Source organism: Streptomyces sp. M41(2017) (genome assembly GCF_002078175.1).
In the GTDB taxonomy this organism is placed as follows: Bacteria; Actinomycetota; Actinomycetes; order Streptomycetales; family Streptomycetaceae; genus Streptomyces.
Window position 1 is genome coordinate 2,643,999 of record NZ_MWFK01000001.1, and the last position, 13,552, is coordinate 2,657,550.

General features: G+C 73.0%; 14 protein-coding genes. 8 read left to right on the forward strand and 6 right to left on the reverse strand.

Translation table 11 applies throughout. The annotated features are described in order from the left end of the window. The 3 genes from B0675_RS11595 to B0675_RS11605 all read left to right on the forward strand — a co-directional run bounded on the left by B0675_RS11595 (position 1) and on the right by B0675_RS11605 (position 1,650). Positions 1–534, forward strand: coding sequence for a GNAT family N-acetyltransferase (locus B0675_RS11595; RefSeq protein WP_081218729.1), 534 nt, complete (start codon positions 1–3; stop codon positions 532–534). A 93-nt stretch (positions 535–627) separates the two neighbouring features. Beyond that, on the forward strand, positions 628–933 hold the full coding sequence (locus tag B0675_RS11600; protein WP_081218730.1) for a DUF4229 domain-containing protein: 306 nt from the start codon (positions 628–630) through the stop codon (positions 931–933). A 60-nt stretch (positions 934–993) separates the two neighbouring features. Continuing rightward, positions 994–1,650, forward strand: a complete 657-nt coding sequence (locus B0675_RS11605; protein WP_081218731.1) for a TetR/AcrR family transcriptional regulator — start codon at positions 994–996, stop codon at positions 1,648–1,650. A gap of 37 nt (positions 1,651–1,687) precedes the next feature. Here the strand turns inward: B0675_RS11605 and B0675_RS11610 are convergent, their stop codons facing one another. From B0675_RS11610 to B0675_RS11620, 3 genes are all read right to left on the reverse strand, one after another. Beyond that, positions 1,688–2,029 (reverse strand): hypothetical protein, encoded by a 342-nt coding sequence (locus B0675_RS11610; RefSeq protein ID WP_081218732.1) that lies wholly within the window; start codon positions 2,027–2,029, stop codon positions 1,688–1,690. Positions 2,030–2,123: 94 nt separating this feature from the next. After that, positions 2,124–3,104, reverse strand: coding sequence for a MaoC/PaaZ C-terminal domain-containing protein (locus tag B0675_RS11615; protein ID WP_081218733.1), 981 nt, complete (start codon positions 3,102–3,104; stop codon positions 2,124–2,126). A gap of 167 nt (positions 3,105–3,271) precedes the next feature. Then, complete coding sequence (locus B0675_RS11620) at positions 3,272–4,597, reverse strand: 3-oxoacyl-ACP reductase (protein ID WP_081218734.1); 1,326 nt, start codon at positions 4,595–4,597, stop codon at positions 3,272–3,274. Positions 4,598–4,718: 121 nt separating this feature from the next. Between B0675_RS11620 and B0675_RS11625 the strand changes: the two genes are divergently transcribed. Both B0675_RS11625 and B0675_RS11630 read left to right on the forward strand, forming a co-directional pair. Next, positions 4,719–6,098 carry an acetyl-CoA C-acetyltransferase gene (locus B0675_RS11625; protein WP_081218735.1) on the forward strand — a complete coding sequence of 460 codons (1,380 nt, stop codon included), beginning with the start codon at positions 4,719–4,721 and terminating at the stop codon, positions 6,096–6,098. 361 nt (positions 6,099–6,459) lie between these two features. Continuing rightward, the gene (locus tag B0675_RS11630; RefSeq protein WP_241539758.1) at positions 6,460–8,364 is read left to right on the forward strand and encodes an AMP-dependent synthetase/ligase; all 1,905 of its coding nucleotides are present in this window, start codon (positions 6,460–6,462) and stop codon (positions 8,362–8,364) included. Positions 8,365–8,367: 3 nt separating this feature from the next. Here B0675_RS11630 and B0675_RS11635 read toward each other — a convergent pair whose 3' ends face one another. Continuing rightward, a complete protein-coding gene (locus B0675_RS11635; RefSeq protein WP_081218737.1) occupies positions 8,368–8,562 on the reverse strand; it encodes a DUF397 domain-containing protein in 195 nt (64 codons plus the stop codon). Next, positions 8,559–9,407 (reverse strand): helix-turn-helix transcriptional regulator, encoded by an 849-nt coding sequence (locus B0675_RS11640; RefSeq protein WP_081221733.1) that lies wholly within the window; start codon positions 9,405–9,407, stop codon positions 8,559–8,561. Before B0675_RS11640 ends, B0675_RS11635 begins: the two co-directional genes overlap by 4 nt. Positions 9,408–9,531: 124 nt before the next feature. Between B0675_RS11640 and B0675_RS11645 the strand changes: the two genes are divergently transcribed. After that, positions 9,532–9,969, forward strand: a complete 438-nt coding sequence (locus B0675_RS11645; RefSeq protein WP_081218738.1) for an ATP-binding protein — start codon at positions 9,532–9,534, stop codon at positions 9,967–9,969. A gap of 101 nt (positions 9,970–10,070) precedes the next feature. On the opposite strand, the gene B0675_RS11650 is transcribed toward B0675_RS11645, so the two are convergent. Beyond that, positions 10,071–10,274: a cold-shock protein gene (locus B0675_RS11650; protein ID WP_067282429.1), complete on the reverse strand. Its 204-nt coding sequence runs from the start codon at positions 10,272–10,274 to the stop codon at positions 10,071–10,073. Positions 10,275–10,618: 344 nt separating this feature from the next. Between B0675_RS11650 and B0675_RS11655 the strand changes: the two genes are divergently transcribed. Continuing rightward, the gene (locus B0675_RS11655) at positions 10,619–11,467 is read left to right on the forward strand and encodes a menaquinone biosynthesis protein (protein ID WP_081218739.1); all 849 of its coding nucleotides are present in this window, start codon (positions 10,619–10,621) and stop codon (positions 11,465–11,467) included. A gap of 85 nt (positions 11,468–11,552) precedes the next feature. Continuing rightward, positions 11,553–13,406 (forward strand): serine/threonine-protein kinase, encoded by a 1,854-nt coding sequence (locus B0675_RS11660; RefSeq protein ID WP_081218740.1) that lies wholly within the window; start codon positions 11,553–11,555, stop codon positions 13,404–13,406. Positions 13,407–13,552: the final 146 nt, after the last annotated feature.

Sequence of the window (13,552 nt, forward strand, 5' to 3'; positions counted from 1 at the left end):
GTGACGCTGCGCTTCGAGCTGGACCCGGCGGTCACCCCCGTCCTGCGGGACGGGGTGATCGCCCTCTGGGCGGACGTCTCGAACGCGGGCGGCTCCGTCGGCTTCGTACCGCCGGTGACCGCCGCGGACGTGCGGCCCGAACTCGTGAAGCACTTCGTCGCCATGGCCGAGGGCCGCACCCGGCTGCTGGTCGGCCGGGACGAGGACGGCGAGGTCGCCGCGACCGCCTTCCTCACGCACAACACCCACCGGCTGATGCGGCACTGGGTGTGGCTCTACACCGTGATGGTGCACCCCCGCCACCAGGGCAGGGGGTACGGCCGGGACCTGCTCGCCGCGGCCGAGGAGGCGGCGGGCTCGCTCGACGGTGTCGAGGCGATCCGGCTGACCTGCCGGGGCGGCGAGGGCCTGGAGCGCTTCTACGCGTCCTGCGGCTACAAGGAGGTCGGCCGGGTGCCCGGCGCGATCCGGGTCGCGCCCGGCGAGGACCGCGACGACATCACCATGCTGCTGTCCCTCGGTCTGCGCGGCTGAGGGCCGATCGACCCCGCTGCAAGATCGACCTCCTGGCGTGCTTCACTGGACGGTGGTCTTTGGGAACGTTCGGAACGGGAAGAGTGGATTGAGATGTTCCGCTACACACTGATGCGCCTCGGTATCTTCGTGGGCTGCCTCGTGGTCGTCTGGGGCCTCGTCTACTCGGGCATCGCCCCCCGCGGTCTCGGCGACTCCAACTACATGTGGGTCGTCCTGCTCGCCCTGGTGATCTCCGCGCCGATCAGTTTCGTCGTCCTGCGCGGCGAGCGCGACCGTGCCTCGGCGCAGGTCGTCGCGCGCGTGGACCGCGCCAGGGCCAACCTGGACCGCAACCGCAGCCAGGAGGACGAGGCCCTCGACGAGGCCTCTCCCGGCGCCCGCAGCCAGACCTCCTGACCCCCGCCCGACAGCGCCGCGTGCCCGGCCGGGGGCGCGGCGGATCGTACGCTTGCCCGCATGGGTGCTGTGAAGAGCAAGCGGATGCCGCGCGCGGTACGCGAACAGCAGATGCTGGACGCCGCCGTACGGACCTTCGGGCAGCGCGGCTACCGGGCCGCGTCGATGGACGAGATCGCCGAACTCGCGGGCGTTTCCAAGCCGTTGGTGTACCTGTACCTGAACTCCAAGGAAGACCTGTTCACCGCGTGCATCCGGCGTGAGGCCAAGGCGCTGACCGCCGCCGTCCGCGCCGGTGTCCGCCAGGGGCTGCCCGCCGACCGCCAACTCTGGGAAGGTCTCGGGGCGTTCTTCACGCACACCGCCGAACACCCTGACGGATGGGCGGTCCTGCATCTCCAGGCCCGTACGCACGGTGAACCCTTCGCGGCCGAGGTGTCCGCGATGCGCGAGGAACTCGTCCTGTTCGTCACGGAGTTGATCGTCGACGCCGCCCGGGAGGCGCACCGCGACCCCTCGCTGCCCGAACGGGAGGTCGCCGGACTGGCCGAGGCCCTGGTCGGCGCCGCCGAGTCGCTCGCCGCCTGGGCCAACGTCACGCCGGGCGTCTCGGCCCGGCAGGCCGCCACCACGCTGATGAACTTCGCCTGGGCGGGCCTCGGTGACCTCATGCGCGACCGGCCGTGGATCCCGCCGCAGGCGTCCGGGCAGTCCTAGGTCCTGCCCGCAAGGCCTCCCCCGCCCGGGGTGACGCTCACACCGAGGCGTGGCCGCCGATGATCAGCTCGACCTCGTCGCCGGTCCTGGTGAACTCCCGGATCAGCCAGGTGCGGCCGTCGACGGTCGTGCCGGCGCCGGTGGTGTACTCCGGGACGGCGAGTACGGGGCCCGCCGGGTCCGCGGTGCGCACCTCGGCCTCCGTGACCACGTCGTCGGAGAAGCGCAGCGCCAGTTCGACCGGCGCCGGGCCGGCGGCGAAGGCGCCGGGGTCCGGGAGCCCCCGGATGCGGCAGCGGGCGCCCGGGAAGAGGTGCGTGTGGTCGCAGACGGCCAGGTGGACGGCTGCTTCGGCCGGTCCGTCGGTGGGCTGGGGCATGACGGACTCCGGAGGTCGCGGGGGCGGCGGGCCCGGGCAGTCTGACCGCAGGGCGGGCGGACCGGGGCCTCGCACGGCCGGGCCGCCTCCCCGGTCACCCGGTCGGCGCCGCGGTGTCCGGCCCACCGCTCGCCTTCGTCCCCGGCGGCAGCGGTCGTACCTCGCCGGTGAGGTGGACGCGGTCGCCGGTGCGGAGTTCGAAGGCGGGGCCCCGGGCGGCGTACGTCACCGTGCCAGGGAGCAGGACCGGCGCCCGGAAGTCCGCCCGTATCTCCACCGCGCTCTGCGGGCCGTACGCGGCGAGGCAGCGGGCGACGGTCCACATGCCGTGCGCGATGGCGCGCGGGAAGCCGAAGAGGCGGGCCGTCAGCGGGTGCAGATGGATCGGGTTGCGGTCGCCGGAGACCGCGCCGTAGCGGCGGCCGACGTCCTGCGCGAGCCGCCACTCGGCCGAAGCGGGCGGGGCCTCGGGCTTCTTGTCCGGCGTTGTTCCGGGCTCCTTCGGCGAGGACGGTCCCGACCCGTCGGGCGCCGGCTCCCGGGCCGCGTCCCCCGGCGTCTCCCCGTGCGCCTTGTGCCGCGCCAGATACGTGCTCCTCGACTCCCACACGAGCCGGCCGTCGGCCCGCGCCTCGGTCAGTACGGTCGCCTCGGTGCCCCGGCGGTGCGGTGCCAGGCCCTCGACCCGCACCGCGAGGTCGTACGCCGCGGTCGCGGTCGGCTCCTCGTACTGGGTGATCCCGATCGACGTGTGCACCAGGCCGAGCAGCGGCAGCGGGAAGTCCCGTCCCGCCATGATCCGCATGGCCAGCGGGAAGGCCAGCACATGGGGATAGGTGACCGGCAGGACGTCCGGCCCGGTCGCGAACCCGCACACCCGCTCGTAGGCGGCGAGGCGGGCGAGGTCGACCCGCACACCCGGCAGTACGAGCCGGGTGGCCGGGACGGGAGCGTCCGGGCGGGGGCGCTTGAACGGGGAGAGCAGGGCTCCGCGCGCCAGCAGCGGGCCGAGGGAGGGCGGCGCGGCGAGGGTCCGGGCCGCGGGCTCGGAACGGGTGGAGGGCTGCGTACGCATCGGAGTCTCCGGGGTGGTGGGAGGTGCGGCTGCCGGTGGACGGAGGGGGAGGGGAGCCCTGGGACACGGCCCAGGTCGTGTCCCGGGGGGTGTCCGCAAAGTCACGTCGTCCGCCCGAAGGGCGGGCCGGGCGTCGCCGGGCAGGCGAGGCTTTGCGGACACCCCCCCTAGGCCCCCAGCAGGCTCTGGCCGCAGACCCGGACGACCTGGCCGTTGACGCCGCCGGACGCGGGGTGCGCGAGCCAGGCGGTGGTCTCGGCGACGTCGACGGGCAGACCGCCCTGGCCGAGGGAGTTCATCCGGCGGCCCGCCTCACGGATGAACAGCGGGACGGCCGCCGTCATCTGCGTCTCGATGAAGCCCGGCGCCACGGCGTTCACGGTGACCCCGTGTTCCGCCGCGGCGTTCGGGGCCAGCGCGCGGACGAGTCCGGCGACGCCGGCCTTGCTCGCGGCGTAGTTCGTCTGGCCCGCGTTCCCCGCGAGCCCGGCGATGGAGGCCGTCGCCACGATCCGGCCGCCGGTCCGCAGGCCGCCCGCCGAGAGCAGCGCGTCCGTGGTGCGCAGCACGCTCGCGAGGTTCACGTCGAGCACCGAACTCCAGCGCTCCGCGGCCATGTTGGCCAGGCGGCGGTCGCGGGTGATCCCCGCGTTGTGGACGAGGACGTCCAGCCCGTCGGAGGGCAGGGCGGCGAGGATCCGCGCTCCCGCGTCGGGGGCGGTGATGTCGAGGGCGAGGGCGGTCGCGCCCAGTCGCCCGGCGACGGATTCGAGTTCGACCGCCGCACCCGGCACGTCCAGGCACACCACGCGGGCCCCGTCCCGCGCCAGCGTGGCCGCCACCGCCTCGCCGATGCCGCGTGCCGCGCCGGTGACGAGCGCGGTGCGCCCGGCGAGGGGAAGGGCCCAGTCCGCGGGCGCGGTCACCTCCGCCCCGCCGCCGATCCCGATCACCTGGCCGCTCACGTAGGCGGACTTGGGGGAGAGGAGGAACCGCAGCGTCGACTCGGCGGCGTTCGCGTCGGTCAGCCGCAGCAGCGTCACCGTGATGCCGCGCCCGATCTCCTTGCCGAGCGAGCGTACGAAGCCCTCCAGGGCCTGCTGGACCGCCGCCTGATGGTGGTCGGCGGTGTCGAGGGGGGCGCCGAGCACGATGACCCGGCCGCTGCGGGCGACCGACCGGACGACGGGGTGCAGGGCGGCGTGCACCTCGGCGAGGGTGTCGATGTCGGTGACACCGGTCGCGTCGAGGACGACGGCGACGGGCCGTTCGCTCCGCGCGCACACCGTGAGACCGGTCCTGCCCAGCACGGCGGCGAGACCGTCCGGCCCGTCCAGCGGGGACTTGCCCGCGCTGAGGTGGAGCAACTCACCGGTGAACGAGGGGTGTTCGGCCGACCAGCGGTGCAGAGCCGTCGGCTGGGGCAGCCCGAGGCGACGGGTCAGGAAGCGGCCCGGCGCGGTGCCGGTGAAGCTCAGATAGCGGTCGGCCATTGTCCAACTCCCCATGCGGACGTTAATTTACTCCAGAGTAAGGTTACCTGGGGTAAGGGTATGTCAGGGCGAGGGGACAGGTCGAGATGAGACAGCACGTTCTCCGGAAGGCGGTCCAGGGATGAGCGAGCGGGACGACACGCGAGCCGGGACGACACCTGCCTCGACCGCGACGAGCACCGCGTCCGGCGCTGACACGGCCGCGTCCGCCGCGCCGCGGGGCCCCGGCCTCGCGCGGACACGCCCCGTCGCCGTCGTCGGCGGGACCCGGATCCCCTTCGCGCGGTCCGACGGCCCCTACGCCACCGCCTCCAACCAGGAGATGCTGACCGCCGCCGTCGACGGACTGGCCGAGCGGTACGGGCTCGACGAGCCGGGCGCGGTCGGGGAGTTGGTGGCCGGTGCCGTCCTCAAGCACAGCCGCGACTTCAACCTCGCCCGCGAGACCGTGCTCGGCTCGAAGCTCGACGCCCGCACCCCCGCGTACGACATCCAGCAGGCCTGCGGCACCGGCCTCCAGGCCGTCATCGCCGCCGCCAACAAGATCACCCTCGGCCAGACCGAGTCGGCCGTCGCGGGCGGCGCGGACACGGCCAGCGACGCCCCCCTCGGCGTGAACGACACCCTGCGCCGCATCCTCCTCGACGTCCGCCGCGCGAAGTCGCCCGGCGCCCGCCTCAAGGCCCTCGCCCGCGTCCGACCCGCACACCTCGTGCCGGACATCCCGCGCAACGCCGAACCGCGCACGGGCCTGTCGATGGGCGAGCACGCCGCCGTCACCGCCCGCGCCTGGGGTGTGCGGCGCGAGGAGCAGGACGAGCTGGCCGCCACCAGTCACCAGCGGCTCGCCGCGGCGTACGACCGGGGTCTGCTGAACGATCTCGTCGTCCCCTTCCGCGGTCTCGACCGGGACCAGAACCTCCGGCCCGGCTCGACGACCGAGAAACTCGCCACGCTCAAGCCGGTGTTCGGCCTCGACGCCCCCGAGCCGACGATGACGGCGGGCAACTCGACGCCGCTCACCGACGGCGCCGCCGTGGTACTGCTCGCGAGCGACGCGTGGGCGACGACGCGCGGGCTGCCCGTCCTCGCCCACCTGACCGCGTACGAGACGGCGGCCGTCGACTTCGTCGAGGGGGACGTGGCGGGCGGCGAGGACGGGCTCCTGATGGCACCCGCGTACGCCGTCCCGCGCATGCTGGAGCGGACCGGACTCGCCCTGTCCGACTTCGACTTCGTCGAGATCCACGAGGCGTTCGCCTCCCAGGTGCTCGCCACCCTCGCCGCCTGGGAGAAGCGCGGCCTCGGCACGGTGGACCGCTCCCGTCTGAACGTGGCGGGCTCCTCACTGGCCACCGGCCACCCCTTCGCCGCCACCGGCGCCCGCATCGTGGCGACCCTGGCGACGCTGCTCGCGGAGCGCAACGCGCCCGGCCGCGGGCTGATCTCCGTGTGCGCCGCCGGAGGGCAGGGGGTGACGGCGATCCTGGAGCGCGGCTGAGGACGGTCCCGGCGCCCCGCCGGCCGGCGTGCACGGGACGCCCGCCGTCGGCCGCGTCCCGGGGAACCTGGTCCGCCCCCGCCCCCGAGGGGACGCCCATCGGTGACCCGCCCTCCGCGAAACGTGGCCCGCGCACCGATGCGCGCCCTCACGGCTACCGCCGGTAACTCGCACCCCGCCCGCCCCAAAGCGCCACAAACCCCACACGCGGGCGCCGTAGCATCCCCGGTCTCACCGGGTTGCCGACCCTGAACCCCCCACTCCCCAGGCCCGTATGAGGTGGCGTGCCCCGCGCTCCTCCGAGCCCACCCGCACCCGCCTTGCACCCGCCCCGGCCGCCCGGCCGACAAGGAGCCGCCTTGTGTCCAGCACGTACGCCCACGACGCCGCCCCACCTCTGCGGGAACCCGAGATCAGGCGGTTCGACGGAGTCGTGCGCGAGGTCGCGGTACCGCCGCTCGTGGGGCAGGTGACGCACGGCTCCCTCGCCGACATCCCCTTCGACAACGCGGCCGCCGCACCGCACGAGCCGGTCCTCAGCCGGAAGACACCCGACGGCGACCGCTGGACCGACGTGACGGCCGCCGAGTACGCCGACCAGGTGCTGGCCGTCGCCAAGGGCCTGATCGCCGAAGGACTCATGCCGGGCGACCGGATCGCCATCATGGCGCGCACGACGTACGAGTGGACGCTCCTCGACTTCGCCGCCTGGGCCGCCGGGCTCGTCACCGTGCCCATCTACCCCACGTCGTCGGTCTTCCAGACCCGCTGGATCCTCCAGGACTCCGGAGCCGTCGCCATCGCCGTGGAGTCCGTGGCCCAGGCCGCGACCCTCGGCCCCGAGCGCGAGCACATCCCGGACCTGCGGCACATGTGGGTCTTCGAGAAGGGACACGTGGAGCGCCTCGCGGAGCTCGGCCGCGACGTCACCGACCAGGAAGTCGCCGTCCGGCGCGGCGTGCTGGGCCCCGACACGCTCGCCACCCTGATCTACACCTCGGGCACCACCGGCCGGCCCAAGGGCTGCGCCCTGACCCACGGCAACTTCTTCGCCGAGGTCGACAACGCGGTGGAACTGCTCTACCCGATCTTCAAGTCCCGCACCCAGGACCCCGCCTCCACCCTCCTCTTCCTCCCCCTCTCGCACGTCTTCGGCCGCATGGTCGCCGTCGCCTGTATGCGCGCCCGGGTGAAACTCGGGCACGCCCCGAGCCTCCAGACCGAGGAACTCCTCGCCGACCTGGCCTCGTTCAAGCCGACCTTCCTGCTGGCCATCCCGTACGTCCTGGAGAAGGTCTACAACACTGGCCGCGCGACGGCCGAGCGGATGGGCCGCGGCTCGTCCTTCGACCGCGCGGCCCGCATCGCCCAGAAGTACGGCGAGGCCGTCGAGGCCCGACAGCACGGCACCGGACCCGGACCGAGCCGCGGACTGCGCACCGCCCGCGCCCTCTACGACCCCCTCGTCTACCGCCGGATCCGCAACGCGCTCGGCGGCCGGGTCCGCTACGCCATCTGCGGCGGCTCCCCGCTCGGCCGCCGCCTCGCCGCCTTCTACGCGGGCGCCGGCATCGAGATCTTCGAGGGGTACGGCCTGACGGAGACGACCGCCGCCGCGACCGTCACGCCCCCGGTCAAACCCCGTCTGGGCACGGTCGGTTGGCCGCTGCCCGGCACCCGGGTGCGGATAGCGGCCGACGGCGAGGTCCTTTTGAGCGGCGAACAGGTCTTCCGCGGCTACTGGGACCCGAACGCGGGCGGTGTCGTCGACGCGGCACCGGACGGCTGGTTCGCGACCGGGGACATAGGTGAACTGGACGACGGCGGTTACCTCACCATCACCGGGCGCAAGAAGGAGATCCTGATCACCGCGGGCGGCAAGAACGTCGCTCCGGCGCCCCTGGAGGACTGGCTCCGCTCCCACCCCCTGATCGCCCAGTGCATGGTGGTCGGCGACCGCCGCCCGTTCGTCTCCGCCCTCATCACACTCGACCCCGAGGGCATCACGCACTGGCGCCGGATGAACGGCAAACACGGGGTGCCACCCGAACTGATCGTGGACGACCCGGAGTTGCTCGCGATCCTCCAGCGGGCGGTCGACGAGGCGAACAAACTCGTCTCCCGCCCCGAGTCCATCCGCCGCTTCACCGTCCTGCCCCGCGACTTCACCGAGGCGGCGGGCCACCTCACCCCCTCGATGAAGCTGCGGCGCGCGGCGATCGCGGGGGACTTCGCCCGGGAGATCGAGGCGATCTACGCCGGGTAGCGGCTAACTCCGGTCCCCGAGGACCCCGCCCGCGAGGAAGGCGGACCAGCTGCCGGGGGACAGCGCGAGCTGCGGCCCGGCGGGGTTCTTGGAGTCCCGGACGCGGACGGCACGGGGGGAGGCGGCGACCTCGACGCACTGGCCGCCCTCGCCACTGCTGTAGCTCGACTTGAACCAGCGGAGCTGCTCTATGTTCATCGTTCTCCCAGCATCTTCTCGATCAGGGCCAGTGACGCATCGGGAGTCAGCGCCTGGGCCCGGATGATTCCATAGCGGGAGGCGAGAATGCGTACCTCTTCTCGCTCGGTGATCAGACGCGGGTAGGCGTGAGCCTCCAGGTAGGCGACCTGCTCCCTGCCTTTGGGGGTCAGCAGGGTGAAGGAGCTGTCCAAGCTCGGGTGTTCATGGCGTCCAGTCGGCATCACCTGCAATTGGACGTTTCGCATGGAACCGATATGGAGCAGCTTGCGCAGCTGCTCCACGTGCACCTCGGCACCGCCAATCGGTCGTTGCAGAACCGCCTCCTCCATGACGAAGCTGCACTCGGGCGGCGGCCAGCGTTCGAAGACCTGCTGTCGGGACAGCCGGTCCGCGACGCGTTGCTGGATGGTTCCCTCGTCCAGGGGTGGGTGCCGTTGCGTGAAGACGGCCCGCGCGTACTCCTCCGTCTGCAACAGGCCCAGCACGCCCATCGTGCTGTAGTCGTAGAGGGAGACTGCCTCGCCCTCCAGTGCGGCATAGCTCCGGTACCACTCGGGGTGCCGGGTACGGGCCTTGCGCATGGCCTTGGTGACGGGGTCGGCGGCCGCGCGGAGGAGGCCGCCCGCCTCCAGGACCTCGTCCGCCCGTTCCAGGAACTCGGGGCGGGTGATCCGGACGCCGCGTTCCATGGCGGAGATGAGGTCGGGTCCGTAGCCGAGGGCCGTGCCCAGTTCCTTCTGGGTCAGCCCGGCGCGCTCCCTGAGGATCTTCAACTGCCTCCCGATCGCGGTGAACAGCTCGGTCGTTCCATCGGCCTGGGCCGGGGTCTCCGCGTCGGTCATGCGCGGCACCGCCTTCGTGGTCACGGTCGACGACTCGTACAGGGCGCGACCGCGTTCGTACGGCTCCACGGCGTCGGGCGGTCGCACCTGGTCAGCGTAGAGACGACCGGCCACGCTCTGTCACGTGAACGCACATATCTCCACCCAGGGAGTCGCCGCGCAGGCGACGGAGTTCTCCCAGCGGCTCAGCTCCACGCGCCGGGGCGCCCGGCTGGCCCGCAGGCTGGCGGTCCAGCAGCTGCACGACTGGGGCGTCCCGCACGGCAGCGGCCTCAGTGATCTGGTCGCCCAGGTCGTCGCCGAGCTGGCGGCGAACGCGGTCACGCACGGCCACGTGCCGGGCCGGGATGTCGAGCTGCGGCTGAGGCTCGCGGACGACGGCACGGTGCGGGTGGAGGTGGCGGACGCGCGAGGGGACCGGCGTCCGGTGACGCCGGGTGCCGGAGGGGACGCGGAGAGCGGCCGGGGCCTGCGGATCGTCGCCGCGCTCAGCACGGCGTGGGGCGTCGAGGACCGGCAGGTCGGGAAGACGGTCTGGGCCGAGCTGAAGGGCGCCGGCTGACCGGCGGGCCACAGGCAGGAGCCCCGCGACCGGCTGGCGCGGGGCTCCTTGGGTACTGCTATCAGGTCCGGATCAAAGCATCGGCTCAGAGAGCCGCGTACTTACATCGGGGTGACGTTCTCCGCCTGCGGGCCCTTCGGACCCTGCGTGACGTCGAAGGAAACCGCCTGGTTCTCTTCGAGAGAGCGGAATCCGCTCGCGTTGATCGCGGAGTAGTGGACGAAGACGTCCGGGCCGCCGCCTTCCTGGGCGATGAAACCAAAGCCCTTTTCGGCGTTGAACCACTTCACGGTTCCGGTAGCCATAAGCCCTCCTTGGGCCCAAAGGGTTGCCCTGCTCCAGAACCTGCGATTGTGTAAACAACTGCATACGTCTGAAAACGACGAGAGCCCGCGGTCACATGCTCCGCAGGCTCTGTACTGCAAGGGAAACCAAACTGCAACTTGCGGGCGAGCCTAGCACGCAGGCAGCCGAAAGCAATAGAGGGAAAGATCACGCCACCGAGAACTTTCGCCCGGACGGACGAGCGGTCTGACGTGCGTTGACTTCGCGGTGTCACAAGGGTTGACACCGGGGAACCGCAGGGTTTCCGCCACCTGTGGCCCACCCTGAAGCCCGCACCGTATCCCATGGGGGCTAGCCTCGCGATGTGGACAATTCTCGCACCCGGCCGCGCGTCGGCCACATCCAGTTCCTGAACTGCCTGCCCCTGTACTGGGGGCTCGCGAGAACGGGCACGCTCCTCGACTTCGAGCTCACCAAGGACACCCCGGAGAAGCTCAGCGAGCAGCTGGTGCGGGGTGATCTCGACATCGGGCCCATCACGCTCGTCGAGTTCCTCAAGCACGCCGACGAGCTGGTCGCCTTCCCGGACATCGCGGTCGGCTGCGACGGCCCCGTGATGTCCTGCGTGATCGTCTCGCAGGTTCCGCTCGACCAGCTGGACGGCGCCCGCGTCGCCCTCGGCTCGACGTCCCGCACGTCCGTCCGGCTCGCGCAGCTGCTGCTCGCCGAGAAGGTCGGCGTCCAGCCGTCGTACTACACCTGCCCGCCCGATCTGAGCCTGATGATGCAGGAGGCCGACGCCGCCGTCCTCATCGGCGACGCGGCGCTGCGGGCCAACCTGCTCGACGGGCCGAAGTACGGGCTCCAGGTGCACGACCTCGGCACGCTGTGGAAGGAGTGGACGGGCCTCCCGTTCGTCTTCGCCGTCTGGGCGGCCCGGCGGGACTACCTGGAGCGCGAGCCGCTCGTGACCCGCAAGGTGCACGAGGCCTTCCTCGCCTCCCGCGACCTGTCGCTCGACGAGGTCTCCAAGGTCGCCGAGCAGGCGGCCCGCTGGGAGGCCTTCGACGAGGCGGTCCTGGAGCAGTACTTCACGACGCTCGACTTCCGCTTCGGCGGTCCTCAGCTGGCGGCCGTCCAGGAGTTCGCGCGTCGCGTCGGCCCGACCACCGGATTCCCGGCGGACGTGGACGTACGGCTTCTCCAGCCCTGAGACACCCACAGTCGGGGGGCTCCGGAGGCGCACGGCACTACGCTGCTGGGCAGTGTGTACGGGGGAGGGGTGATCCGTGGGTGCCATGCAGCCACTCGGCGTCGACGAACCCACTGTCGTGGGGCCCTACCGGCTGCTCGGCCGGCTGGGCTCCGGCGGCATGGGCCGCGTGTATCTGGGCCGCAGCGCGGGCGGACGGACGGTCGCGGTCAAGATCGTGCATCCGCACTTCGCGCTCGACGAGGAGTTCCGGGCCCGCTTCCGGCGCGAGGTCGAGGCGGCGCGACGGGTCGGCGGTGCCTGGACGGCCCCCGTCCTCGACGCGGACCCCGAGGCGCCCGTGCCCTGGGTCGCCACCGGCTATGCGGCCGGCCCCTCCCTGACGGCGGCCGTCGCGGACGGCGGTCCGCTCCCGGTCCACTCCGTGCGCGCGCTCGGCGCCGGGCTGGCCGAGGCCCTCACGGCGGTCCACTCCCTGGGCCTCGTCCACCGTGACGTCAAACCGTCCAACGTGCTGCTGACCCTCGACGGCCCCCTGCTGATCGACTTCGGGATCGCCCGCGCCACCGACGGCACCGCCTCCCTCACCTCGACCGGCGTCTCGGTCGGCTCGCCCGGCTACATGTCCCCCGAGCAGATCCTCGGCAAGGGCGTCACGGGCGCCGCCGACCTCTTCTCCCTCGGCGCCGTCCTCGCGTACGCGGCCACCGGCCGGCCCCCGTTCCCCGGGGACTCGTCCGCCTCCCTCCTTTACATGGTGGTCCACGAGGAGCCCCGACTCGACGCCCTCGACGGCGAGTTGCGCGACCTGGTGGCGGCCTGTCTGGCCAAGTCGCCGACGGACCGGCCCACCCCGGCCGAGGTGGCTGTCCGTCTGGCGCCGCAGGGAGCGGCCCGGCTCGTGACGGCCGGCTGGCTGCCGGGCGCGCTGGTGGAGCAGGTGAGCCGAAGTGCCGTACAGCTGCTGAATCTTGAGGCGACCGGGGCGGGGGAGGCCGCGCCGTCCGGGCTGGTGGGGTTCAGCAGTCCGGCGGTGGGCACCGGCGGCCCCGGGAACACCGGAGGGACGGGTGCGGGGACGGGGGCCGGGAACGGGTTCGGGCCGCCCGGATCCGGTGGGGCGTCTTCGCCGACGCCCGGGTTCGGTCCGCCGCCGCCCGGTTTCGGACCGCCGCCCACGATGCCCCCGTACCTTCCCGGGCAGCGCGAGACGGGAGGCGCGGGGCCCCAGGACGCCGTGCACCGCGACGGGGCGCCGGACACCGGGCCGGTGCCGGACCGGCCGGGCAAGGTCTCGGTCAGTGTCGCCGCGACCAGCGCGCCCGGGACGGACGGCCGGGGCCGGCGGATGAGCTGCACGGTCGCGCTCGCCGTCGCCGGAGCGCTGGCGGCCGTGACCGTCGGCTCGGCGTTCCTCTTCGACCTCCTGCCCGGCGGGGGATCGGACGACCAGGACAGCGCGTCGGGCCCCGCCCCGACCGCGCGGGGGAGCCGGAGCCCGTCCGCCACCTCGGGCCCGTCGTCCGGGGCGACCGCCGCCGAGCCCGCTCCCACGCGGAGCACACCCGGCGCGACCGGGCAGGCGTCCGCGATCCCCGCCGGCTACCTCGGCACCTGGCAGGGCGACGCGCTCGCACTGGAGGGCACCCTGCCGATGGGCACCTTCCGCGTGACCGTCCACCAGGCCGCCGTGGGCCAGGAGTTGGGCACCTTCCGGCAGACCGACCAGATCGGCGGCATCTGCGACGACACCCTCATCCTGAAGAAGGTCACCGCGAAGCAGCTCGTCGCCACGAGCGTCGCCGACCGGTCCAACCGCGACGTCTGCACCACGGGCCGCCACGAGGTCCGCCTCACCCCGGGCCCCGGCACCCTCACCTACGAGACGGACAACGCCGACGCGGGCGACCCGGTGGCCAAGATGACGAAGGTCGGATAGCCGAAGGTCGGATAGCCGAAGGTCGGGTGGACGTGGGCCGAGTGGACGTGGTCGAGCAGGAGACCCGGCGCGGCTTCGGCCTCGCCGATCCGTCCACCGGGCCCAGCCCCCCTCGCTCGTTCCTCACGGCCGGGCCGCGCGCCCGG